The 24,034-nt window shown below is 45.6% G+C and carries 23 protein-coding genes; 1 reads left to right on the forward strand and 22 read right to left on the reverse strand.

What is annotated here, in order from left to right:
• The 21 genes from DESDI_RS14500 to DESDI_RS14600 all read right to left on the reverse strand — a co-directional run bounded on the left by DESDI_RS14500 (position 1) and on the right by DESDI_RS14600 (position 22,351).
• Positions 1-657, reverse strand: a complete 657-nt coding sequence (locus tag DESDI_RS14500) for a hydrogenase (RefSeq protein ID WP_015263366.1) — start codon at positions 655-657, stop codon at positions 1-3.
• Between the two features lies 1 nt (position 658).
• Positions 659-1,645, reverse strand: coding sequence for a respiratory chain complex I subunit 1 family protein (locus tag DESDI_RS14505; RefSeq protein ID WP_015263367.1), 987 nt, complete (start codon positions 1,643-1,645; stop codon positions 659-661).
• A 13-nt stretch (positions 1,646-1,658) separates the two neighbouring features.
• On the reverse strand, positions 1,659-3,566 hold the full coding sequence (locus DESDI_RS14510; RefSeq protein ID WP_041219994.1) for a proton-conducting transporter transmembrane domain-containing protein: 1,908 nt from the start codon (positions 3,564-3,566) through the stop codon (positions 1,659-1,661).
• Between the two features lie 357 nt (positions 3,567-3,923).
• Complete coding sequence (locus DESDI_RS14515) at positions 3,924-4,550, reverse strand: GDSL-type esterase/lipase family protein (protein ID WP_015263369.1); 627 nt, start codon at positions 4,548-4,550, stop codon at positions 3,924-3,926.
• A gap of 88 nt (positions 4,551-4,638) precedes the next feature.
• Positions 4,639-5,097: a YbaK/EbsC family protein gene (locus DESDI_RS14520; RefSeq protein WP_015263370.1), complete on the reverse strand. Its 459-nt coding sequence runs from the start codon at positions 5,095-5,097 to the stop codon at positions 4,639-4,641.
• 79 nt (positions 5,098-5,176) lie between these two features.
• Positions 5,177-5,629: a GatB/YqeY domain-containing protein gene (locus DESDI_RS14525; RefSeq protein ID WP_015263371.1), complete on the reverse strand. Its 453-nt coding sequence runs from the start codon at positions 5,627-5,629 to the stop codon at positions 5,177-5,179.
• Positions 5,630-5,643: 14 nt separating this feature from the next.
• A complete protein-coding gene (gene rpsU, locus DESDI_RS14530; protein ID WP_015263372.1) occupies positions 5,644-5,820 on the reverse strand; it encodes a 30S ribosomal protein S21 in 177 nt (58 codons plus the stop codon).
• 146 nt (positions 5,821-5,966) lie between these two features.
• Positions 5,967-6,311: a histidine triad nucleotide-binding protein gene (locus tag DESDI_RS14535; protein ID WP_015263373.1), complete on the reverse strand. Its 345-nt coding sequence runs from the start codon at positions 6,309-6,311 to the stop codon at positions 5,967-5,969.
• 45 nt (positions 6,312-6,356) lie between these two features.
• On the reverse strand, positions 6,357-7,721 hold the full coding sequence (gene mtaB / locus DESDI_RS14540; RefSeq protein ID WP_015263374.1) for a tRNA (N(6)-L-threonylcarbamoyladenosine(37)-C(2))-methylthiotransferase MtaB: 1,365 nt from the start codon (positions 7,719-7,721) through the stop codon (positions 6,357-6,359).
• 116 nt (positions 7,722-7,837) lie between these two features.
• Complete coding sequence (locus DESDI_RS14545) at positions 7,838-8,575, reverse strand: RsmE family RNA methyltransferase (protein WP_015263375.1); 738 nt, start codon at positions 8,573-8,575, stop codon at positions 7,838-7,840.
• Positions 8,562-9,503: a 50S ribosomal protein L11 methyltransferase gene (prmA, locus tag DESDI_RS14550; RefSeq protein WP_015263376.1), complete on the reverse strand. Its 942-nt coding sequence runs from the start codon at positions 9,501-9,503 to the stop codon at positions 8,562-8,564. The genes DESDI_RS14545 and prmA overlap by 14 nt, the downstream gene beginning before the upstream one ends.
• Positions 9,504-9,639: 136 nt before the next feature.
• Positions 9,640-10,764, reverse strand: a complete 1,125-nt coding sequence (gene dnaJ, locus DESDI_RS14555; protein WP_015263377.1) for a molecular chaperone DnaJ — start codon at positions 10,762-10,764, stop codon at positions 9,640-9,642.
• A gap of 142 nt (positions 10,765-10,906) precedes the next feature.
• Positions 10,907-12,751 (reverse strand): molecular chaperone DnaK, encoded by a 1,845-nt coding sequence (gene dnaK, locus DESDI_RS14560; protein ID WP_015263378.1) that lies wholly within the window; start codon positions 12,749-12,751, stop codon positions 10,907-10,909.
• 25 nt (positions 12,752-12,776) lie between these two features.
• Complete coding sequence (gene grpE / locus DESDI_RS14565; protein ID WP_015263379.1) at positions 12,777-13,412, reverse strand: nucleotide exchange factor GrpE; 636 nt, start codon at positions 13,410-13,412, stop codon at positions 12,777-12,779.
• 17 nt (positions 13,413-13,429) lie between these two features.
• Positions 13,430-14,467 carry a heat-inducible transcriptional repressor HrcA gene (hrcA, locus tag DESDI_RS14570; RefSeq protein ID WP_015263380.1) on the reverse strand — a complete coding sequence of 346 codons (1,038 nt, stop codon included), beginning with the start codon at positions 14,465-14,467 and terminating at the stop codon, positions 13,430-13,432.
• Between the two features lie 138 nt (positions 14,468-14,605).
• Positions 14,606-15,736, reverse strand: coding sequence for a radical SAM family heme chaperone HemW (hemW, locus tag DESDI_RS14575; RefSeq protein WP_015263381.1), 1,131 nt, complete (start codon positions 15,734-15,736; stop codon positions 14,606-14,608).
• Between the two features lie 195 nt (positions 15,737-15,931).
• Entirely contained in the window at positions 15,932-17,737 is a 1,806-nt protein-coding gene (gene lepA, locus DESDI_RS14580) for a translation elongation factor 4 (RefSeq protein ID WP_041219995.1), read from the reverse strand.
• Positions 17,738-17,868: 131 nt separating this feature from the next.
• Entirely contained in the window at positions 17,869-18,936 is a 1,068-nt protein-coding gene (locus tag DESDI_RS14585; RefSeq protein WP_427846171.1) for a phosphodiester glycosidase family protein, read from the reverse strand.
• Positions 18,937-19,131: 195 nt separating this feature from the next.
• Positions 19,132-20,709: a murein biosynthesis integral membrane protein MurJ gene (murJ, locus tag DESDI_RS14590; RefSeq protein WP_015263384.1), complete on the reverse strand. Its 1,578-nt coding sequence runs from the start codon at positions 20,707-20,709 to the stop codon at positions 19,132-19,134.
• 110 nt (positions 20,710-20,819) lie between these two features.
• Positions 20,820-21,902, reverse strand: coding sequence for a stage II sporulation protein P (spoIIP, locus tag DESDI_RS14595; protein ID WP_015263385.1), 1,083 nt, complete (start codon positions 21,900-21,902; stop codon positions 20,820-20,822).
• 116 nt (positions 21,903-22,018) lie between these two features.
• On the reverse strand, positions 22,019-22,351 hold the full coding sequence (locus tag DESDI_RS14600) for a phage holin family protein (RefSeq protein ID WP_015263386.1): 333 nt from the start codon (positions 22,349-22,351) through the stop codon (positions 22,019-22,021).
• Between the two features lie 188 nt (positions 22,352-22,539).
• Between DESDI_RS14600 and rpsT the strand changes: the two genes are divergently transcribed.
• Positions 22,540-22,812 (forward strand): 30S ribosomal protein S20, encoded by a 273-nt coding sequence (gene rpsT / locus DESDI_RS14605; protein WP_015263387.1) that lies wholly within the window; start codon positions 22,540-22,542, stop codon positions 22,810-22,812.
• A gap of 178 nt (positions 22,813-22,990) precedes the next feature.
• On the opposite strand, the gene holA is transcribed toward rpsT, so the two are convergent.
• Positions 22,991-23,989, reverse strand: a complete 999-nt coding sequence (gene holA / locus DESDI_RS14610; protein WP_015263388.1) for a DNA polymerase III subunit delta — start codon at positions 23,987-23,989, stop codon at positions 22,991-22,993.
• Positions 23,990-24,034 lie beyond the last annotated feature (45 nt).

Genomic DNA, 24,034 nt, shown 5'->3' on the forward strand with positions numbered 1-24,034 from the left:
CTAACCTTTCAAAGAATTGAGATGCTCTACATTCAATGAGTCAAACTTCTGAATCATTCGCTGAGCGAGAACCCCTAAGATTAACACCCCGATCAATATATCAAAGATGACCCCAACTTCGACTAGAAGAGGCATACCATTCGTTAGTAGGAAACCCGCCAAGAAAATGCCATTATCAATAATTAAAATTCCCACCACTTGAATTAAAGCTACTTTGCGAATTACCATGAGCAATAACCCGTAAAAGAGTAAAGCGAACGCGATCGCTAAGCCGTTACGTAGAGAAGGCTCCACTAAGGATAAGAGAGGTTGGGTGATAGCATAAGCAAGAATTGTCAGAGCCGCAGCCACTACCAAAGAAGAGTTGCGTCGCAGAAACACTTCCCCTACCCATTGGGTATGAGATAATCTCGCCGTCCGCCGGAGAACCCAAGGAATCACTCCACCCTTGACCACTAAGGTGAGGAGGGCAATTGCCATCATCTCCAACTCTTTTTCTTTAATTCCCTCCAGTAAGATGAGCAGAGAAAGGAATACAGCTTGCCAAGTCCAAGCCTGCAAGGCCTTCTTCAATTTTGAGCAGCCAACAATATACAAACCTGTAGCCAAGAGAATAAAGAGTACTAGTTGTTGGAGATTTTCCATGGTTCCTTCCATCCTAGATCCCTCCTTTCGTAATCCAAAGTGTCAATAGAGCCAAGATGGCCGCAGCTAAACCAACCGCCAAAAAATTAGGAATCCGGAATAGGCGCACCTTGACATGGATACTTTCGATCGTGGCAAAAAGAGCTCCCAGTAGAGTCACCATTCCTAACTGCAAGACACTTTGAGTCATGAGAGTCCCGAACTGAATTCCGCCACCTTGGGTATAAAGTAGATTCATATTCACGGGCACAATCAATAAGGCGAGAAGTTGAAGGAGAATCAGCTGCTTGAGTTGTTCCGCCCAATGCAAAAAGCCCAACGAACGTCCCGAATAATCGAGAAGCATTCCTTCATGAATCATGGTCAACTCCAGATGAGTATCGGGGTTATCCACCGGGATCCTTCCCATCTCAGCAATAGAAATCAGCACAAGAGCAAGCAAGGCCAGTATCCGTGGCGTCTCGAATATGGATATGCTTTGGAGTTCAGCTATCATTCCTGTAAGAGAGGTGGTCCCCGTTATCAGGGCCAGTACAACCAAACTTAAAATGAAGGCCGGCTCAACGAGAGCCGCTACAAACACTTCCCTGCTACTACCCATGCCTCCGAAAGTCCCCCCTGCGTCCAAACCCGCGAGCGCAAGGAAAAACCGAGCCAGTGCAAAGCTGGCTACCAGCCAGAACAAAGACCCCATCCCCTGAATTGGTGCACTTCCCCAGGGACCGGGAATGACCAGACTAGCCAGTAGTGTGCTACCCAAAGCAATAGAAGGGGTAATCAATAAGATCCATGAGGAATGCTCAGAAATAACCTCTTCCTTACCCATATACTTACGCAGATCACGATAAGGTTGTAAAAGGGAAGGCCCTTTACGCATCTGCCAAAAAGCCTTTACCTTTTTTATCCACCCTTGAAGTAATGGCGCGGCTAGTAAAAAGAGTAATAAATGAAAGCAGGAAAAGACGATTATCTTCCAATCCAGTTGCCAAACCATAGACATCTCTTTTTCCTCCCTACATTGTCCAAATTAAGACGACAACCAAAGTTACGAGAGTATAAGCCAGATAGATATGGATACTCCCCGTTTGTAAGATGCGAATTCGATCTGCACACCACAAAAGCAGCTTCATGGTCGGCCGATAAATAACATCCTCCACCATCTCACGAATACGACTATGATATTGCAAAGACCGCAATATATAACGATTTCCTCCATACTCCTTATCAATCTTGGGGTGGAAGGCTAGAATCCTTTTAAATACGATCCGCAAAGGCATGGTAATACCTAAGCTAGTGTATTGCATACGAGAAGTCAGGGGAACGCCACAATTCCAAGTCCCTGAAGTTCTTCTCTGTTTTCCTTTAGATAAAAGAAACAGTGTTCCAGTAAATAGCAGCATCAGCAGCGCATAAGGGGTAATCAGATGATATAAGTCAGCAAAGATGGGCAGGGCCACCGAGTTCGTGGTAGGTAGGGCAGGCAAACTCAAGACCCCAATAGGTGCGTTAAAAATTGCCAAGAGACCTTGGGGCCAAAGGACGGGAAGAAAAGTCAGACACAGGGCAATTCCCATAGCTGTGGTCTGTGGCCAGGCTAGCTCTTGGGCAACTTCTGCTTGGGGAGAACGAGCTTGCCCGAGAAAAGCCCCGGCAAACCACTTTACCATAGTTGCCAAAGCTAGGGCCGAGACAAACGCTATTATAGCAATGATTAAGGGTAGCACAAGCTTAAGCATCCCCCCACCGACTTGCACGGAAGTCTTCCACAAAGAGTGGAATAACAACCATTCTCCCCAAAACCCACCCAAAGGCGGCAACGCCGAAAGCCCCATGGCTCCTCCAAGAGCCCACAAGCCAGTTCTAGGCATTTTTTTGAGCAGGCCACCCAGTTGATCCAAGCGCCGTGTATGGGTTGCTTGAATGATATTCCCGGCTGCCATAAAGAGTGTCGATTTAAAGAGCAGATGATGGAGTCCATGCCAGAAAAAAGCAGCCAGCGCGAGGACGACAATCTCGGAGTAACCCAAAGTCTGGGCAATCATAGCCGTCCCCAAAGCCGTGACCAGAATCCCAATATTCTCAACCGTAGAATAGGCTAGCAAACGTTTGACGTCCTGTGCAATCGAGGCGTAGAGTATGCCGACGAAGGCTGAAAGCACCCCCAGAACAAGCAGAACAACTCCCCACCATATCTCCATAGGGGTGAGGGTTAACCAGACCAGTCTCATCATCATATAAAGAGCAATTTTCACCATCACTCCCGACATCAGCGCCGAGACAGGAGAAGGTGCCACTGGATGAGCATAGGGAAGCCAAATATGAAAAGGCACGAGCCCTGCCTTAGTCCCAAAGCCTATAAGCAAGAAAACAAATAGGAAGCTCCTCTCTCCTTGGCTTAAAACAGGAGCGTAAGCAGCCCAATCTGTATAAGCAAAGCTTCCTGTCTTGCTATATAAATAAAGAATCGCAGCTGTCAAAAAAACCGTACCCACATGGGTCATCACGAAATAAATAAAAGCTGCTGTGCGATTTGATGCTTCCTCATGTTCAAAGATTACAAGAAAAAAGGAGAAAAGGGACATGAGCTCCCAGAGAAAAAGAAAATAGAAACCCTGGTCGACTATCAAGACACCCGTCATGCTACCGAGAAATCCCAGCCAGGCCAGAGAAAAAGAGACTAACGATTTCTTCCCCTCATATTCTTTCATATAGCTCATCCCATAGAGTGAAGCAATTCCTTGCCCGAGAAAAAGCAAAAATAGAAAGAAGGCCGTTAACCCATCAAAAGTAAGTCCGGCTATCTGCCACTGGCCTTCATCTCCCCCCGGGAAATTCCAACCAAGGAAAACTATCCCAATGATTGCCGCTACCATTGTTAATCCCATCGTCCCGACCCGAAGCCCTCGCTCCATTCCCATGATCATTTTCTCTCCTCCATCATACAATGCTTGTACTATAACACACGCAACTTCCGCTGCTATTTAAGTTGTCTGTTGTCTATTGTTCTATAACACGCACTTCCTAATCTTACTCCTCTTTCGCATCCATACACAAGTTGCATGATTATGCATTTCTTCATCTAAACTGGCAAATTTGTTCACCAATCGCAATTGCTCATCAAATACTTGGGAATACCTCATATCCTGACTTCTTTCACCCATGCTTGAACTTAAATCATCCCAGCAACGGCATTGTTCACTAGTAAAAAGATGTATCGACATCATCGTCGATACATCTTTGTGTTTCATGCATTTTTTATTTTTGCTCATTAACAGCTCTTAATACCGCAGAAAACATTCTGCCATGACTTGATGCCCTAGCATACTCGGATGGAGCTGGTCAGATCCCAGCATTAACTGCTCTTTTCCTTTAAATGCTTTAGCTATTGGAACCACAATTCCCCTATAGGCACTCGCCATTTGCTTCACACCATGATTAGCTTCTTTAACCAAGGTTCTTGCTAAAGCGTTCGTTTGTCGGTCCCCATCAGGTAGGGGATTGTAGATGCTCGCTAGTTTAAGAATTGCCGTAGGGTTAGCACTACGGATCCTCTCCCCCAGGGCCATAAGATTATGGTGAAATTCTCCAAAGGTCAAATTTATATTTGCCCTCTGACCTGCTACTAACCCCTTGCCAATGGCTAACAGGTCATTGGAACCAATGGTTATAGTGATAAACTGTGCCTGAGAGATCATTCGATACATCGTGCTTTGCTCGATCATATTCACCAATTGGCCACTTGTCAGACCGTTCACTCCACTATTCTCATACCTCAGCCTCGGAAAGCTGGACAACAAGCCTGCATAGTAGAGAGTGGCAAACGATCGATTGAAGCCAACTCCATAACCCGTTGTCAGCGAATCACCTAAGGCTAAATATATTCCATTCGTAATGCTTATCACCACCTCGCTGGGCTTCTATGTATATACATTATGCGAACGATGTATAGTTTGATATACCTCTATCTCCTCGGGATGGGAAAGTGAATGTCGCTCACCCTTGAGCTACGTCCACCCAATCCGTCGCCACCAGCTCTTCCAATTCCTCCACAGCCAGTTTGACAGCAGCATCAGGAGCACCCGCCGCGGGAAACACTTCCTCATATTGTTTTAAGGACTTATCTAAATACACGGGAATCGCTTGCCTTAAACCAAAAGGGCAGACCCCTCCGACTGGATGTCCTGTCACTTCCAAAACCTGCTCTAAGGCAGGCATTTTGGCTTTACCTTTAAAGGTATCTTTAAACTTTCGATTATCGAGCTTTTTATCTCCTGCCATCATCACTATGATAAAATCATCATTGACTTTCAAAAGGAGAGATTTTGCAATCTCACCGGGAGTTACCCCCAAAGATTCTGCCGCCTTAGCTACTGTACTAATATCCTCAAATTTAAGGATTGGAAACTCCTTTTCCTTCCTTAGAAAATATTCCTTTACTGCTTCAACTGACATCAAATAACCTCCAACTTTAACAAAAAACTTTCAGATAGTGCAAAGACCTGACTGCATAATGCAATCAGGTCTTTCTGAGCTAAGATCCTAGAAGTTCACGCACGATCTGGTTTACCAGTTTGCCGTCAGCGCGTCCTTTTGTCTTCGGAGTAATTTTGCCCATCACTTTGCCGAGATCCTTCGGTCCTTGAGCACCGACTTCGGCAATCGTTTCTTGGGCTAACTGGCGAATTTCCCCCTCAGAAAGCTGCTGAGGAAGGTATTCCATGAGTACGGAGATTTCCTCTTCCAGGGCTTTCACTGTATCGGGGCGATTCGCCTTCGAAAACTCTTCCATCGAATCACGACGCATTTTAACTTCTCTAGCTAAGACTTCGATGACTTGTTCATCGGAAAATTCAATTCTCTTATCTATTTCAGCATTTTTAATGGCAGCCCGAGCCATACGGATGACGGAAAGTCTAACCTTCCCCTCCTCTTTGGCCTTCATGGCAACCTTCATATCCTCAACGAGGCGATCTTTAAGGGACAATTCAGTGCAACTCCTTACTTGAACTTACGTTTCCGTGCAGCTTCAGACTTTTTCTTCCGCTTTACACTAGGCTTTTCATAGGCCTCATGCTTACGAGCCTCTGATAATACGCCTGAACGCTGACAAGTGCGCTTGAACCGGCGGAGTGCGCTATCTAGGGATTCGTTTTTACCGACTTTAATTTCGCTCATTATCTTATCCCTCCCTCCACTGGATCATGTACAGATATACTAGATTATTATAATGGATGTGATGGAGTGAGTCAAGTTCTTGTGGGTCACCCTTTGGCACTTATTGGTCAATTATAAAGATTTTATTTCGTTCTTCGGCATTTCTACTAACAAATGTGAATACCTAACCGTTTTCCGCCAATCAGATGGAAATGTAAATGCTTCACCACTTGGCCGCCATCATCACCACAATTGTTAACCAAGCGATAACCCGAATCAGCTATTCCTAGTTCTTTGGCTAATCGTGTGGCCACGATTATCAGGTGCCCAACTAGAGCTTCATCCTCCGGGCTAAGATCATTTAAGCTTTCACTATGTTTCTTAGGAATGATCAACACATGTACCGGCGCTACAGGATTAATATCCTTAAAGGCCAGGACGACTTCATCTTCATAGACCACCTCACTGGGGATTTCCTTATTAATAATTTTGCAAAAGATGCAATCTGACATAAAAACCCTCCTGTATGTTTATATGCAATGTGCGTTGCCCTTGTGCTAGGGCAATCGTAGGTAGCTTTCTTCAAGCACACATTCAACTAATTCGCCACTTTCCCAGGGTTTCCCTTCTCGGGGTGGCAAATGTACTTGAAGGTAATTCCGCGTATGACCTGTGGCTATTCCCTCGGAATTAACCCATTCAACAAGTACTTCAATCGCTTGCCCTAAAAATTGGTTAACATACTCTTCGTGACTTTCCTTTGCCACCTTCATAAGGTCCTTAACGCGCTGCTCCTTGATTTTATTGGAGAGCTGATCAGGATATTTAGCAGCAGGGGTTCCTTTCCGCTTGGAATAAGGAAAGACATGGACCCCGGAAAAGCCACAAGAACGAACAGTTTCTAATGATTCTTGAAAGTTCTCCTCCGTCTCGCCGGGGAAACCGACGATCACGTCGGTCGTTATTGCAATGCCCGGCAAAAGACCCTGTAAGCGGTGAATCAGCTCTTTGAACTCACTTACTGTGTATGGCCTTTTCATACGAGTCAAAATAGCATCGCTACCACATTGGAGAGGAATATGGAGATGAGGGCAAACCGTTGGGGTAGTGATGATGATCTCGATTAACTCTGGTGTAAATTCCATCGGCTCAATAGAGCTTAGGCGCAAACGATGTAAGCCCTTGACCTGAGCAATCTCTTTTACTAATCGGGCAAGATTCCAATCTTCACCAAGATCTTCTCCATAGGATCCAGTATGGATTCCAGTTAATACTATTTCTTTGTAACCGGCAGCAACGAGCTTCTCCGCTTCAGAGAGTGCATTTTCAGGAATACGGCTTCTTACAGGCCCACGAGCATAGGGAATGATGCAATAGGTACAAAACTTATTACACCCTTCTTGAATTTTTAGGGTTGCCCGTGTTCTGCTCTCTTCTTCGATTAAGGGTAATTCCTCAAATTCCTTAGCATCCCAGATGGTGTGTACACTGCTCTTAGGCTGCTGTTCCCGCCGCACTTGGTCAATCCACTCTAAGATTTTTCCTCGATCCTGAGTCCCTAGAACCAGATCCACACCCTCAATATCGAGAATCTCACCCGGTGCTGTCTGAGCATAACAACCCATGACGACCACAAAGGCATCCGGGTGTGCCTTGACCATACGCCGGATGGTTTGACGCGACTTAGCATCGCCCGTATTGGTTACCGTACAGGTGTTGACGACGACTACATCAGCCTTCTCAGTGGTCGACACTACCTTATAGCCATTATTTCGAAAGAGCTGCCCTAGGGCTTCACTCTCAGTCTGATTGACTTTACACCCAAGGGTGACGAAACAAACCCCGGGGGTCCGTGGATCTAAGTTGTCGCCGCAGCATTCGGATATGGACGACGGATTAGCTTCCTGTAGAATATCTGACATTGGGGCACCCCCGTTTCGGAATTAATTAATTGATCGATGTAGAAATATTGACGTTTCTCCAGCAAATCCTCAGAAGCTACCCAAGGATTTTGATTTACAGCACAAGCCGAGGCTCATTATCCCAAGTCTCCGTAGTAGCCCAACACCAGGGTAAGCGTCGCAATAGCCGCCGTTTCCGCTCGCAGAATGCGGGGTCCTAGAGAAACACTTTGAGCCTGTAGGGTGTTTTGGGCCAAGAGAACTTCAGATTCCTCGAAGCCTCCTTCAGGTCCAATTAAGATGGCTATCGGTTCTTGAGGATTGAACTCCTTAAGCACCGAACGGAGCGTCATAGACTTCTCATTCTCATAGGGTATGATCCACTGAGTCGTTGGCGGGAGCAAATCCTTTAGCTCTTTCCAGTCAGCGACCGGATAGACTTTAGACTCCCGAACCCGATGGGATTGCTTTGCCGCTTCTCCGCAGATCTTCTGCCAACGTTCCACACGGTCTTTTGCTTTGTTCCCCTCTAGTTTCATCACAGCCCGTTTGGTGCGCAGGGGAATTAAGCCAGCCATGCCTAGCTCTGTTCCTTTTTGAATGACCCACTCCATCTTTTCGCCTTTAGAGAGGCCAGTTACTAAGTAAACTTGTGTCCGCGCTTCAACTTCCGGATAGTCCTGCTCCAGGATACCACAGGTAACACTATGATCCCCAACTGTGTTGACGACTGCTTTGTACTCAGCTCCAGAGTTATCAAAGCCAATAATTTCATCACCGGGGGATAGCCGCAAAACTCGGACCAGATGATCGCGTTCCGGGCCCTGCAGCCAGAACACATTTCGGCCTAGTTCTGATATTTTAAAGCGATGCATGACGTTGCCACCTCGCCCGTAAAAGCACCCATCCCGAATCCTCTCTCTTTTCGATGACTTCTAAACCGTGCTCGCGCATACCTTCTTCCACATCGGGCGAACGATGTTCAATAATCCCCGATGCCAGAAATTCACCATCATCCTTGAGAATTCGCTTCAAATCCGGCAGTAGCATCAATATGACATCAGCAATAATATTGGCGATGACTAGATCGGCTTGCCCCGTTAATACAGAGCCTAAATCACCCTTTTGGACCCTGACTTGATCTGCGACCTGATTGAGTTCCACATTTTCTTGGGCTACTTTTACAGCAACTGAATCTAAATCGATGGCCTCTACCTGAGCACCGAGTTTAGCTGCAGCGATGGCTAAGATTCCCGAACCTGTACCCAGATCGAACACTCGCGTTCTAGGCCGCACGATTTCCTCTAAAGCCTCGAGACATAAAGATGTGGTAGCATGAGTTCCGGTGCCAAAGGCCATGCCGGGATCCAGCTCAAGAATTATATCAGTCGGAATCGGGACCACATCTTCCCAAGTGGGCTTAATTAAAAAGCGTTGACCGATACGGGTCGGCTTAAAATAAGCCTTCCAGGAGGTGGCCCAATCTTCCTCCTGGACTGTCAAGCCTTTCACTTGGAGAACCCAGTCCGGAAAGCTCCGGAGCAATTCTTTAAGACCTTCATCGAGCTGCCGAAGTTTAGCCTGAAGTTCTTCATCTTCGCAGATATAGCCTTTGACTACAGAAGTTCCTGTTAAAGCCACTTCTCCGAAATCATGGTAATCCCAAGTCCCTGACTCTACGTAGCTCCTCAAAAGTTCCGGATCTTCTATACTCACCCCAGGACAGCCGAGCTGATAAAAAAGATCGGCAACAGCTTCCTCACCTGCCGATGAAACAGTTACCCCAATTTCGCGCCAATTCATGAATCAGACCCCTTTTCAGCGTGCAGTATCCCTTCCTCATCAAAGGGCTAATGCACTACGATTATAACCTTATTACTACCCCGCAAAAATGAATAGAGTGAATAACGGGACCTGTCCCCATTATTCACTTTACTCCTTATAAGTCGATGGCATCTCGGATATTATCTTTAACCTTCTCGAAAAAGGATTTCTTGCCCATTTGTTGTTGATCGCTGGTAACATCACCAAATTCACGGAGCAATTCCTTTTGCCGATCGGTGAGCTTTGTTGGTGTAGCCACGACGACCTTCACATGTTGATCCCCTCGTCCATTGCCACGGCGGTAAGGGATGCCATGTCCTCGGAGGCGGAAAATGGTGCCCGTCTGAGTCCCTTCAGGCACTTTCATCTTGACTCTCCCATCCAAGGTTGGAATATCAATTTCCGAGCCCAGAGCAGCCTGAACAAAGGTTATAGGCATCTCGCAATAAACGTCGTTTCCTTCCCTTTCAAAGAGTTTATGGGGTTTGACATTCAAAACTACATAAAGATCCCCTGCCGGGCCACCGCGTAATCCGGCTTCCCCGCTGCCGCTAAAACGAAGATTAAGACCATCCTCTGAGCCAGCCGGGACATTGACTTTGATGGTTTTGACTTGGCGAGTGGTGCCCCTGCCGCTACATTCTTTGCAAGGGGAGGATATAAATTGTCCCGAGCCATTACAGGTCGGACAAGTTTTGGCTGTTTGTATCGCTCCAAAGGGAGTCCGTTGCGTGGTTTTGACCTGCCCTGTTCCATGACATTGACTACACGTGGTCGGATGTGTTCCGGAAGCTGCGCCTGAACCTTGACATTCCGTACAGGTCTCTTGTCGTGGAACTTGAATCTCCTTTTCGATACCGAAGGCAGCTTCTTCAAAGGCAATGGTCATATCATACCGCAGATCGTTTCCTCGAGTGGGGCCATTACGACGCTGACCGCCGCCGCCACCACCAAAGAACATATCGAAGATATCACCAAACCCACCAAAATCCGCACCGCCAAAGCCAGCCTGGTTCGGATCAAAGGCAGCATGACCCATCTGATCGTATTTAGCTCGTTTTTCCGAATCACTTAAGACATCATAGGCTTCGGTCGCCTCTTTGAACTTGTCTTCTGCCTCTTTATCACCAGGGTTAACATCCGGGTGATATTTGCGGGCTAATTTTCGATAGGCTTTTTTAACTTCTTGTTCGTCCGCTCCCTTAGAGACTCCCAAAACTTCATAATAATCGCGTTTCATTGTTTCCTCCATCACTCCTAATTCACCCTCCGAAGCATGCGCCTTCAGTACATGATGATTGGGCACAGGGAAAACCCTGCACCCAATCTTCTTTTCTTAGATTCTAACTTTAGCACCCGCAGCATCTATAACTTTGCTGTGCCTATTTATCATCCTTGTTCACTTCAGTATATTCTGCATCAACGACATTGTCATCAGCTTTGGCTTGACCGGCTCCTGGGTCTGTCCCCATGTCCGGACCTCCTGCTTCCCCACCCGTCTGTTGGTACATTTTCTCAATGATCGGATAAAGCACTTTAGTTACTGCTTCGGTCTTCTCCTTGATAGCTTCAAGATTTTCTCCCGCAGCAGCGGTCTTTAATTCTTCAAGCGCCTTCTTGATCGGTTCTACTTCATTTTCGGCAATCTTGCCTTCGAAGTCCTTCAAGGTTTTCTCAGTTTGGTAAACCGTCGAATCCGCTTGGTTCTTAGCATCGATTAACTCTTTGCGTTGCTTATCTTCTTCAGCATGAGCTTCGGCATCTTTTTTCATCTTTTCGATCTCATCTTGGCTTAGGCCTGTCGAGGCTGTGATGGTAACCTTTTGCTCATTGCCTGTAGCCATATCCTTAGCCGAGACATGCACGATACCGTTGGCATCAATATCGAATTTAACCTCGATTTGCGGAATACCGCGTGGAGCAGGAGGAATTCCAGAAAGCTGGAATCTTCCCAATGTCTTGTTATAGGCAGCCATTTCCCGCTCACCTTGGAGAACGTGGATATCTACAGAAGTTTGGCTATCTGCTGCCGTAGAGAAGGTCTGGCTCTTGGTGGTTGGAACTGTTGTATTCCGTTCAATAATCCGTGTGAATACTCCACCTAAAGTCTCAATGCCCAGAGAAAGAGGAGTTACGTCTACGAGAATGATATCCTTCACTTCGCCGGCGAGAACCCCACCTTGAATAGCTGCTCCTAAAGCAACCACTTCATCGGGGTTGACACCCTTATGAGGCTCTTTGCCGCTCAATTTTTTAATGGCGTCTTGAACAGCAGGAATCCGTGTCGATCCACCCACTAGGATAACTTGATGAACATCGCTCCAAGACAATTTAGCATCGGCTAAGGCTTGACGAGTTGGTCCAAGACTTGCCTCAACTAGATCTGCCGTCAACTCTTCGAACTTAGACTTTGTAATATTCATATCTAAGTGGGCGGGGCCTTCAGCAGTCATAGTAATAAAGGGCAGATTCACATTGGAAGTGCTCACTCCGGAAAGCTCAATCTTGGCTTTCTCGGCAGCTTCTTTTAAGCGTTGCAGAGCAACACGGTCTTTGCCCAGATCCACCCCTTGTTCCTTCTTGAATTCAGCTACCATATGATCAATTAGACGTTGGTCAAAATCATCCCCACCGAGTTTATTATTCCCGCTGGTCGCTTTAACCTCAACCATCCCTTGGCTCAGTTCAAGAACCGAAACATCGAAGGTTCCACCGCCTAAGTCGAAAACCAAAACGGTTTGATCCTCTTGCTTATCTAAGCCATAGGCCAAAGCTGCTGCTGTGGGTTCGTTAATAATCCGCTTAACTTCCAAACCAGCGATGGTTCCGGCATCTTTAGTCGCTTGACGCTGAGCATCAGTGAAGTACGCAGGTACAGTGATGACTGCCTCAGTAACGGTTTGCCCTAGATAAGCTTCAGCATCAGTTTTAAGTTTGCCTAAAATCATTGCCGAAATTTCTTGGGGTGAGTAGTTCTTATCATCGATCTTCACTTTGAAATCGGTACCCATATGCCGTTTCACGGAGAGTACTGTTTTATCTGCATTAGAAACCGCCTGCCGTTTGGCCACTTGGCCGACTAAGCGTTCGCCTGTTTTGGAAAACCCTACCACGGAGGGTGTCGTGCGATTACCTTCTGCGTTCGTAATAACGACCGCTTCGCCGCCTTCCATAACTGCTACGCAGGAGTTTGTGGTCCCTAAATCAATACCTATCACTTTACCCATATTAAATACTTCCTCCTTATTACACCTAACAGGAAACTTTAACCATGCTAGGGCGTATTACTTTTTCTTTAAGATAATATCCTTTTTGTAATTCTTCAACAACCGTATTTTCCGGATACTCATCTGACTCCACTTGAAGCACCGCTTCATGCATATTGGGATCAAAAGGTTGCCCTACAGCTTCAATAGCCGCCAGCCCTTCTTTGGCTAGGGTCGTTTGCATCTGCTTGAAGATCATGTCGACCCCCTGAGCAAAGGACATGAAATCTTGATTGGTTTTAGAGGCCAGAAGAGCTCTTTCGAAATTATCCAGCACCGGAAGTAGTCCTTCGACGACACGCTCAGAGGCATATTTTAAGTAGTCATCCTTTTCCTTTACTGTCCGCTTACGATAATTGTCAAAATCAGCTTGCAGGCGTTGCAAATGTGCATAATACTCATCGGCTTGATTCTTGCTTTGCTCAAGTGCAGCTTGCAGAGTAAGTACTCTTTCCTCTAAAGATACATCTTGATTCCCGGAAGACTTCCTGCCCTCAGCCTCACTCTCCCCCAGAATTTCTTCGACAGTATCCGTTAGATTTTCAGATTGGTCTTGTCTGCCTTCTTTGTTTTCCCATCCAGACTGAGCTGATGGAGGGGTTTTCCCGCCCCAATTCACCATGATTGAAACCACCTCTCCTATTTCCTTCGTCGCTTGGTAAGAAGCTCAGTGAGCGTTCTTGTCATGTATTCCACCATCGCCATCGACTTACCATAATCCATTCGTGTGGGTCCGATAAGTCCAATCGTACCCAACGGTTCACCTTCAACACAATAAATCCCAGTAATCACGCTGCAATCTTTAAGTTCCTTCATGATATTCTCGCCACCGATGGTAACCGTGATACCCTCGAGCTTCGGACGCAAAAACTGCTTAATCTGATCTCCCTCTTCGAAAACTTGAAAAAGATTTTTGATCTTTTCAACATCCTGGAATTCAGGCTGGTTTAGCATGTTGAGTGTTCCGCCAAGATAAACTTTATTGGTCTCTTTAGGTTTGCTGTCTAAAATAGCAGTTAGGAGTTCTAAGGCATGATCAATAAGATAACGCTGACGTGATAGTTCGCTGTAGATTTCATGCAGGAAATCCCGTTTTACTTCAGTCATGGAATGTCCCCGCATCTTATGATTAAACACGTTCGCGATTCTTTGTAGTTCCTCAGCAGTTACATTTTCTCCAATCTCAACAATCTGATTCTCAACCACTCCATTTTCCTTGACAACGACCATAATGGCCTTGCCTGACTGATAAGGAAGGAAGTGCATTTGGTTAAATACACTGTTACCTTTGTCTGGCCCTACGACAATACTGGTCAAATGGGTAAGCTCAGAGAGAAGTTTGCTGGAATGAGAAATGACGCTTTGAATCTCGGCGATCCGCTGAGTGGTCTCCCTTTCGATAACTTCCTTTTCGTCCTCAGAAACCTTGGTCTTTTCCATCAGGCAATCCACATAGTAACGATAACCAGCATCCGATGGAATACGACCCGATGAGGTATGGGGCTGTTCAATCAATCCCAAATCTTCTATATCGGACATTTCATTACGAATCGTGGCCGGCGAGATACCTAAGTCAAACTTCCGGGCGATTGTCCTGGAGCCGACTGGCTCAGCTGTATTGACATAATCCTGAACAATGGCTCTCAGGATTTTTTTCTTTCGCTCATCCATTTGCATACTCATAACCGCCCTTCCACGTTCGTTTCGTTGTTAGCACTCAACCTTAATGAGTGCTAACGATTTATGATATTATAGTACCGCTCACTTTCGCGATTGTCAAGTATCTGACAACCTATAAAGTGATTCTTTGCTGACTTATACAAATTCTTGCAGCACCGAATTCGCCACAAACCAGAACTCTGGATTCATTTTGAGAAATTTTCCTTCCTCAACACGTAGTACGCCACGGTTTATATAACGTTCTAAAGCTGTGGGATAAAGTTCAAAAAGATCAACGCGAAACTCTTTTTTAAAATTCTCCAGATTGATCCCTTCGGCAAGACGCAGTCCTAAAATGATCCGTTCTGATCTTTGCTGATCGTTCGTCAGACTTTCATCTTCCAAACTATCGATAGGCAAATCTTCTCGATTAAGCTTTTCCCGATACAAAGCCAAATCCTCACAATTTTTCCGGCGACGATTCTTCAGGCAAGACACCGCACCGGGACCAAGGCCGAGGTACTCTTCCCCATGCCAATAACCAAGATTATGTCGGCATTCATGGCCCGGCAAGGCATAATTTGAAGTTTCATAGTGGAGGTATCCCGCCTTGGTTAACATTTCTTGCCCTAATTCATACATTTCTGCTTGGGCATCATCTCCCGGCAGGTCCTTCAGCAAATCTGTGTCTAATTCCAGAGGTGTATTCTCCTCAATCATCAATCCATAGATAGACAAATGCTCTGGTTGAATTTCAATCGCCTCTGCTAAGGTCTTTTGCCAATCCTCTAAGGACTGTCCCGGCAAACCAAACATTAAATCCAGATTGAGATTATGGAATCCTGCTTCGCGAACCATCTTCACCCCATCATGGATATCCTGAGCACCATGGATTCGCCCAATGCGTTTTAGCAAAGTATCATTGAAGGATTGAACACCCAAAGATATCCGATTGATACCATGGTCCTTTAATACATGAAGCTTTCCTGCCGTTAGGGTACCGGGATTAGCTTCAATAGTTTTCTCCGCCGAAGCCGCAAAATTAAATCTTTGCTTAAGCAAGCTGAAGACGGTTTCAAGCTCTATCTCACTCAAAGCGGTAGGAGTACCACCTCCCATAAATAGGGTAGATACTTCCTCGGGAATTTCCTCTTGCCGCAAGGCAATTTCCTGATTTAGGCCTTTCAAATAGTCTTCAACTTTAGCCCTTTGCAGAGGAACAGAATAAAAGGCACAGTAGGCACATTTTCGAATACAAAAAGGGACATGGACATAAAGCGATGGCATAGTTGCACCTCTTTCTTAGGAAGGATCTGCCCATCCCATCTCAAAAATCGCCGCTAACAACAAATATACCCAATCCAAACGCATATCAACCGCACCTAAACTTTCTCCTGAATAATAAGGGAGCGAACCCCATGCTTCACTATATCGCATGATTGGTTCGCTTCAAGCTAGTCTACGTTAGTTTATGAGGGAGTCTTAATCGTCGATCTTCAGTACCGCCATAAAAGCATCCTGAGGAATCTCTACACTCCCTACTTGCTTCATCCGCTTTTTACCCTCTTTTTGTTTCTCTAAGAGTTTCCTCTTACGGGAAATGTCCCCACCATAACATTTGGCTAAGACATCTTTCCGCATGGCTTTCACACTTTCTCGCGCGATGACTTTCTGACCAATAACTGCTTGGATCGGCACTTCAAACATTTGACGGGGGATAATCTCCCGCAACTTCTCTACTAAGCGGCGACCGCGTGCATAGGATTTTTCCTTATGAACGATAAAGGAAAGGGCATCCACCAGCTCGCTATTTAGAAGAACGTCTAGCTTAACTAATTGAGCTGCTCTATAGCCCGCTAATTCATAATCCAAGGAGGCATAGCCTTTGGTCCGGGATTTTAATTGATCAAAATAATCATAAACGATCTCGCTCAAGGGCAATTCATAGACTAAGCTAACTCGGTTAGCGGAGAGATAGCTCATATTGAGATAATTACCGCGCTTTTCCTGGTTCAACTCCATAATCGCCCCCACATACTCTGAAGGCACCATAATTGTTGCTTTAACGATAGGCTCTTCAATGCTTTCAATCTCATCCGTCTTGGGAAGATTGGAGGGATTATCAATTTTCAATACTTCCCCGTCGGTTTTATTAACCCGATAGACTACGCTTGGTGCTGTAGTAATTAAGTTCAGGTCATATTCCCGCTCCAGACGTTCTTGAATGACATCCATATGCAAAAGCCCTAAGAAACCACACCGATAGCCAAAGCCAAGGGCACTGGATGTTTCCGGTTCAAAGACTAAGCTAGAATCATTTAGATGAAGCTTTTCCAAAGCATCCTTCAACCGGGTATAGTCGTTGGACTCCACCGGGTACAAGCCGCAAAAGACCATAGGGGTCGCCTTACGATATCCCGGTAGGGGATAGAGGGCGGAGTTTTCAGCATCGGTAATGGTATCCCCGACTTGAGTATCCCTGACATTTTTGATGCTAGCAGCAATATAGCCAACCTGACCTGCTCTTATATCTGTCATGGGTCTTAATCCTGGGTTAAGCATGCCCACTTCCGTGACATCAAAAACTTTACCCGAGGACATCATTTTAATTTGCGTTCCTTTAGTTACATGGCCTTCCATCACTCGAACATAGGAAATAGCACCTTTATAGGCATCAAAATAAGAATCGAAAATCAAAGCCTTTAAAGGAGTATTGTCATCACCCTGAGGAGGAGGAATCTTGGCTACTACAGCCTCCAGAATCTCTTCAATCCCTATTCCCGCCTTGGCTGAAGCTAAGATGGCCTCACTGGCATCTAGTCCAATGACATCTTCAATCTCCTGCTTTACGCGCTCCGGTTCAGCACTGGGCAAATCAATTTTGTTGATGACTGGGATGATCTCCAAGTTATTTTCCAAAGCCAAATAGACATTGGCCAAGGTCTGGGCTTCAATACCCTGGGCTGCATCCACAATCAAAAGCGCTCCTTCACAGGCAGCTAGACTACGGGACACTTCATAGGTAAAATCCACATGGCCCGGAGTATCGATGAGATTCAGTTCATAAACTTGTCCGTCTTTAGCGGGGTATTGCAAACGAACGGTCTGCAATTTAATCGTGATTCCCCGCTCTCTCTCCAAATCCATGTTATCTAAAACTTGAGCTTCCATTTCCCGCTTGCTTAGTGCACCAGTATATTCGATCAAACGGTCGGCAAGTGTCGACTTACCATGGTCAATATGTGCAATGATAGAAAAGTTTCTAATTCGTTGTGAGGCCTGTGCCACAGTTTTACCCCTCATTTCAGCAAAATCCAGTGTGATTCCCTGAAAAACTCTCTCTTTTTCGAGGATACACTCTAAACAATTATTATACTGCCAATGATTTATTTCAGCAAGAAAATGAGGCAAAAAACTTCCTATCGCTCTAAACGTTCCAGTCTTTTTTGGCGAAAATCCCCACTCAATCCTTCTTCCCTCATGACGATGAAGGCGGAAGGCACTTCCCGCGGCCCATACTGACTGCTGGGCTTGTTCTTTACTTCTCCCTGGTACACCAAGGTAGAAGATGAGCCTCCGTCCAAATTTGCCCCATTTACCGCCCCATGCTCTAAAAGAATATCTTGTACATCCCTCAATGTGGCGCCAATGCTTCCCAACTGCCTGCCATCGATGACTAGCAGGAGGATCGTACCGTCTCTAGTTTGTCCGATTGCCGTGCGGGGGGCAATCCCCCAACCTCCATCACCAGCCTTGATCATCGGCTCTCCGTTGACGATGAGAAAGGGGGCAAAGGAAACTGCATCCCGAATTCCCAATTCTTCAATCTGTTCTAAAGTATAACGACCTAGTACTAAGACATGATTTTTATCCAAACCGATTAAATTATAAACCTCTAAAGGATCTTTGTGGATGATTCTTCCGCCAGTCATGAGAATTCCCGTCGGTGTCCCTCCATGGCTCACTCCACCAGGGTCTGAAAAACCGCCGGCGTTAATTCCTGCCACAGCTTGATGATTCGCCACAAATTCCGCAACCTTCAAACCAAGACTCCCCAGTTGCTCTGTCGCGACTAACTGCACACGCTGTGGATCACCGACTTTCAGCAGATACCCCTTATAGCCTTTTCCCGAGACTTCAATGAATTCCAGAGCAGGTTTCTCCTTCTCCAGAGGCTTAAGGACTGCCACTGCTTTTTCATCCGTGTTTACTTTAGGCTCCGGTACTTTATTTTTTACCATGATGGCAGCAATTTCTTCATCGCTGACAAACCAATGGGCTAAATACTGGTGGGTATAGGTCGTCATGGCCGTTGTCACATAGAGTTCTTTTAATTCAGTGAATGGTCCGTGAAAAATTAATATAAAAGCTGTGCCGAAGGCCATCAAACAAAAAACAGCAATACCCAAAATAAGTTTACCCAGAAAAGAGAAGATACGTTTCTTCCCCTGATGAGCTGATCGTCCTAATTCAGTACTTATTACCAACACCCCCCATAAAGAAAAAAGAAGCAATAGCTCGCTTCTTCTTTCTTTCTATGCGGTTTTTAACAATTATAGCACATTTACTTCTGACGACAAACCATAAAAGATTCTACTATGCAAATGCCAAGGGTAGCCCTCAGGATTCCGTCAACTGTTGCACCTTGATGATTGGTTGTAGGAAAACCTTTGAGCTCTGGTTTATATTTCGTGACCATTCCTCTTAAGGCGTTTCTGAACAAGCCCTAAGGTCTGCTCAAACTCTTCCATACCCATGATCTTAGTTATGACCGCAAAAATCAACGCACCCATGAAGGTTCCCGCAATTAAGACAAAAGTCGAGGCGAGTTTCCCCACCCCCCAAAGTGTGGTGAGCCACTGACCCCCAAGCCAAACGCCAATCCCCATCACACCGGATGCCACTAAAGTCTTCAGGGAGGTGTTCAGCATTCTCCACCCATCAATCCTCTTTAAGCGTTTGCGCAGGAGATGTAGGAGTAAAATCATATTGAGCATAGCGGCTAAGGAAGTTGCGAAAGCCAAACCACCCGTTTGCAAGGGTTTGACCAAAAGAAACATAAAGCCTACATTAGCTAGCATCGAAATAATACCGATAATAACAGGAGTCCAGGTATCTTGAAGGGCATAGAACATGCGCGGCAGGATTTGGATGACGGACTGAGCGGAGATTCCGACAGCAAAATAGAAAAGAGGAATCGCGGTGGCCAAGGTATCCTCAGACGTAAAGGCTCCATGCTCAAATAGGACGCGAATCAAAGGATAGCGCAAAGCGATCATGCCTACCGATATGGGCAGAGTAATAAAAATAACCATCCGGACTGCTCTTGATGAGGTATGGATGAATTCCTTCCATTTCTTCAACGTAGCATGCTCATTCAAGGTCGGAAACACCGCCACAGCGATAGCTAGGGCAAAGATACCCACGGGTAATTGGAATAACCGATATGAATACCAAACTGCCGTCAAGCTACCCTCAATGAGGTGGGAACCTAGGTTAGAGTTCACCACGACTTGGATTTGGTTCAATGAGTAGCTAAGAATAATGGGTATAGCTAAAACAGCAATTTTCCGAACCCCAGGATGCCGCCAATCGATAATGGGATAGTAACGAAGGCCTTGACGTTTCAAAGCTGGAATCTGCACGAGAAAATTCAGCAAAGCCCCTACTACTACCCCAATCGCAAACCCGGAAATGGTCTCCGGTTCATCAGGACGGGCAAGCAAGACTCCAAACAAAATCACACTGGCGTTATAAAGCACTGTACCTAGAGCACTAGGCCAAAATATCTTATAGGAATTTAAGATTCCCATGGTGATGCCGCTCAGTGCCAGAAGCAGTGGTTGGATGAGAATAATCCTCGTCAATTGAATTGTTAGGGCTTGGTTTTCTGTCGAAAAGCCTGGAACCTGCAGCTTTACAAATTGGGGGGTAAAAATTAGCGCTAAGATCACCAAGACGCTTAAGAGCAAAAGAATCAAATTAATAAAGGAGCTCGCTACCCGCCACCCCTCCTCTTCATTGCCCTTATGAATATATTGAGAGAATACAGGAATAAAGGCAGAACTTAATACTCCGCCCACTAAAAGCCAGTATATTAAATCCGGAAGGATAAATGCTGTTTGATACGCATCAGTCACTCCCGTTTTACCATAAAAATTCGCCATCAAAGATTCTCTTAAGAAACCTAGAATTCTTGATGCGAGTTGAGTTAGCATTAAGAGCCCGGCCGCCATGGCTACCGTCCGCGTACCTGACATAGTTTCGCCCCTTTAATAGTTCGTCCTGGTGTGAAAATTCTCTAATATCGAATTATACCATTTTTCTATACAAGGGGAAAGACAAACCCCAGGCAACACATTCTTACTCATCAGGTTTTTTTGATCCACTCAGCCAAAAGATCTCCCAGTACTTCCGCTGTCCCTTTCGCTTCACCGAAGGTATTGAGCTGGCTGCCAATTTCTAAAAGAATCGCTCCATCTAAGAGATGCTGGTTATAACGAGCATCTGAGGCATAGGTTATTTTAGGGATAAATAGCCCTGGGTAACGAGCTTCCGCGAATGCCATAAGCTCTTCAGCCAATGCTTCATTTTCTTTCCAATGAGGATTTTTCTGTCCAATTACTATCATCACACGCCCTACTTCTTTTCCCTCGACCATTACAGTGGATTTATTGACCCCCAGTAGTCCATCCCTATGCACGTCTAAAAGAAGTTTTATGGATGGATAATTTCGAACCAACGCAGTGGCTGTATACACAGATTTGCTGTAGGCTTTATTAAAATCATCAAGTTCATGTGCGTCTAAAGCCTGTACTGCCCGTATACCATTGCTTTCCAGACTTTCTTTTAACGTATCACCTACGCCCATAATTTCCCCATTACCACCCTTGTCTCGTTCCCCACCTCCATCTCCCGCATAACTCTCCGCATTATGCGTATGGTAAATCCCGACCAACACTTCATCATCGAGAGGTAGAGCTGGCTTCTCAACTCCCTCTTCCCCTTGGCTGGGGTTAAGCGGAATCTCCTCTAGCTCAGGGATTTCCCCCTCATACTCTGGATCCCCAGGATTATAAGCCCAGCCTATCCAGGCCGGCCCATCCGGTGGAGGTGTAAAATAACTTAAGAAATAGGTACGAGCATCCGCGATATTGACCCCAGTCAATAAAAACGTCCCCAAAGAAACACCTTGAGCTCTGACTTGATTGAGATGCTCTCGTTCCGGCAACGAATATCCGGGGATTCCCTCTAAGATGATCGCTTCAAAAGGAAAGCTCTGTTGAGTCATAACACGGATTAATTCTCGAGAGGTTCCTTTTTGCATAGTATAAAAGAACAGGCTGAGAAAAAGCAGAGTCAGCAAAATAAACAGAAAACCCCGAGCCCATCGGGAGGAGGGCCAAAAACTCCAGCGCAACTTCTTAGTATAGAACATTTCCTCCTTCAACAAAAACTTGTCCCCCTTTCCTTCTTTACTAAAGAAATATGAGGGACAAGTTTTTCTTAGAACCATATGTTTTTTTAGTCCGCGATACCTAAATTAAGTAGTGCCTTGTTGCTCATTAATTAGCGTAATTCTGTCGGCACAAAAGAATCGACGATGCCGATGACCAAAGAAGCCAGCAAAGCACCCCAGATGGTGACGTTAATGGAACCGGGCACGATAAATTGACTTACATAAATGACTACAGCAGATACTAAAAATCCGACGATACCCCGACTCATCCGGGTAATCTTTTCGCGACCGAAAGCTAATTCTACTACGTATCCCAAAACAGCAATGACAACTGCCGCGATGAGTGCCCCTGTAAAGCCAGCCACTTGAAGACCGGGTACTAAGTAACTAACCAACAGAAGAACTACAGCTGAAACAAGAAATCGTACAATCATTCCTAACATTTGGTTTCCTCCATTCAAAATTGATTGTAGGCTTATGTGCCTAAATACATACTATAGTTTGAGCAACTTCTCCAAATATTATTTATCTGATTTATTCGGAATAATTTCTTGTAAATTTTAGGATTCAATGTTAAAATAGTCTTTGCGTATTATGTTAGGAAGATTCGATCCAAAGGGGGTGACCAAAAGTGCCGAATATTAAGTCCGCAATCAAACGAGTTGAGGTGGCCAAAGCCCGTACCATTAAAAATGCGGCTGCAAAATCAACTTTACGCACAACGATTCGTCGTTTTGAAGAATCTTTAAGTACGGACGCCGAGACCGCTAAAATCGCGTTGAATAAAGCTACCCGCGCTTTGGATAAAGCTTCTTCCAAAGGTTTAGTGCATCAAAACACGGCTTCCCGTAAGAAATCTCGCTTAACCAAGCGTTTTGCGAAGCATTTCGCTCAAGTGGGCTAAGCCCTGTTCTACTCACATAAAGAAACGACATAGAAAAAGAGCAGCATCGCTGCTCTTTTTTGTATGCACATGAATCAAAGGGACAAGCCCCTTGATTCATTAAGCCATACTTGTCCCAAATTCCCAAGCGCTTGGGAATTTGGGACAAGTATGGCTGTACTGCGTTAATTTCCCGGCCTCATGCTTCGCAGAACTTCGTAATCATCAGTTCCAACAAAAACTCCGGATCTCCTTTACCCGTCTTGATTGCTACATCAGTCTCCAGACACTCCTGCAAGGCCCAGGCTAATTGTTCCCAAGTCAATTGGCTTGATTTCTGCCAGATTTTTTGCGCTTCAAAAGGTTTGATACTCAAAAGCCGGGAAGCTTCTTCCACCCCTTTACCCTGTTGACGCATAGCTCTTGAGCCAAGCAGTAAACGCACCTGTCTCGAAAGCATGGTCAAAACTTTTAGAGGATGCTCCTGACGCAGAACCTGCTGAAGTTTTTGCACCGCTACTTTGGTCGAACGGGCAGCCACTGCATCCAAGAGTTCAAACACGGTAGCCTCTACCGCTTGGGGAACTATACTTTGCACATCTTCAGCCCGAATCTCTCGGCCTTGCACATAGAGGGCGAGTTTGTCCAACTCTTGGCTTAAGATTCCGACTTGGTGCCCTCCCCATTCAATGAAGAGTGTTTTTACTTGAGGCTTCATAGTTTTATTCCGGGACGCTAATTCCCGATCCAGCCAAGCCATCCATTCTTGCAGACGTTTCGGACTCCCGAATTCCAGTACTGCCCCGGCTTTATCAATGGCTTTATAGAACTTTCGTCCACGATTCACGCTTTGCGCCAGAAAAACTAAACAAACCCCAGGATTGGGATTTTCGAAATAGCCGAAGAAAGGCTCAAGAGCATCCCCTTGTCCATCCTGAAAATAAGGAATATCCTCGACAATAATCAGTTTACCCCCAAAAAAGGATACTGTGTTGGCTATTTCCACAATCTGCTCCGGGTTACTACCCTTCCCGGACAAAACTTCTATACTACTACCCGAAGGGTCTTGGGCAAGATAACTCTTTTTTAAGAGATGAAGAGCTTCTTGAATAAAAAAACGCTCCTCGCCAAACCAAAGACTGACGGGAGGAACTTGATTATTAGCGATTGCTTGCCTTACTTGGTCAACTTCCAACATAGTACCCCTCCTATCCTCCTATTTTAACCAAGGTAGGATAAGAAA

Source organism: Desulfitobacterium dichloroeliminans LMG P-21439 (assembly GCF_000243135.2).
GTDB classification, from domain to species: Bacteria; Bacillota; Desulfitobacteriia; order Desulfitobacteriales; family Desulfitobacteriaceae; genus Desulfitobacterium; species Desulfitobacterium dichloroeliminans.

What these genes read in the sequence shown, in the direction of transcription:
- DESDI_RS14500 (WP_015263366.1), bottom strand. Translation starts at nt 657, where the DNA reads ATGGAAGGAACCATGGAAAATCTCCAACAACTAGTACTCTTTATTCTC.
- DESDI_RS14505 (WP_015263367.1), bottom strand. Translation starts at nt 1,645, where the DNA reads ATGTCTATGGTTTGGCAACTGGATTGGAAGATAATCGTCTTTTCCTGC.
- DESDI_RS14520 (WP_015263370.1), bottom strand. Translation starts at nt 5,097, where the DNA reads ATGTCAGTTGAAGCAGTAAAGGAATATTTTCTAAGGAAGGAAAAGGAG.
- rpsU (WP_015263372.1), bottom strand. Translation starts at nt 5,820, where the DNA reads ATGAGCGAAATTAAAGTCGGTAAAAACGAATCCCTAGATAGCGCACTC.
- DESDI_RS14535 (WP_015263373.1), bottom strand. Translation starts at nt 6,311, where the DNA reads ATGTCAGATTGCATCTTTTGCAAAATTATTAATAAGGAAATCCCCAGT.
- mtaB (WP_015263374.1), bottom strand. Translation starts at nt 7,721, where the DNA reads ATGTCAGATATTCTACAGGAAGCTAATCCGTCGTCCATATCCGAATGC.
- DESDI_RS14545 (WP_015263375.1), bottom strand. Translation starts at nt 8,575, where the DNA reads ATGCATCGCTTTAAAATATCAGAACTAGGCCGAAATGTGTTCTGGCTG.
- prmA (WP_015263376.1), bottom strand. Translation starts at nt 9,503, where the DNA reads ATGAATTGGCGCGAAATTGGGGTAACTGTTTCATCGGCAGGTGAGGAA.
- dnaJ (WP_015263377.1), bottom strand. Translation starts at nt 10,764, where the DNA reads ATGAAACGCGATTATTATGAAGTTTTGGGAGTCTCTAAGGGAGCGGAC.
- dnaK (WP_015263378.1), bottom strand. Translation starts at nt 12,751, where the DNA reads ATGGGTAAAGTGATAGGTATTGATTTAGGGACCACAAACTCCTGCGTA.
- grpE (WP_015263379.1), bottom strand. Translation starts at nt 13,412, where the DNA reads ATGGTGAATTGGGGCGGGAAAACCCCTCCATCAGCTCAGTCTGGATGG.
- hrcA (WP_015263380.1), bottom strand. Translation starts at nt 14,467, where the DNA reads ATGCAAATGGATGAGCGAAAGAAAAAAATCCTGAGAGCCATTGTTCAG.
- hemW (WP_015263381.1), bottom strand. Translation starts at nt 15,736, where the DNA reads ATGCCATCGCTTTATGTCCATGTCCCTTTTTGTATTCGAAAATGTGCC.
- murJ (WP_015263384.1), bottom strand. Translation starts at nt 20,709, where the DNA reads ATGTCAGGTACGCGGACGGTAGCCATGGCGGCCGGGCTCTTAATGCTA.
- DESDI_RS14600 (WP_015263386.1), bottom strand. Translation starts at nt 22,351, where the DNA reads ATGTTAGGAATGATTGTACGATTTCTTGTTTCAGCTGTAGTTCTTCTG.
- holA (WP_015263388.1), bottom strand. Translation starts at nt 23,989, where the DNA reads ATGTTGGAAGTTGACCAAGTAAGGCAAGCAATCGCTAATAATCAAGTT.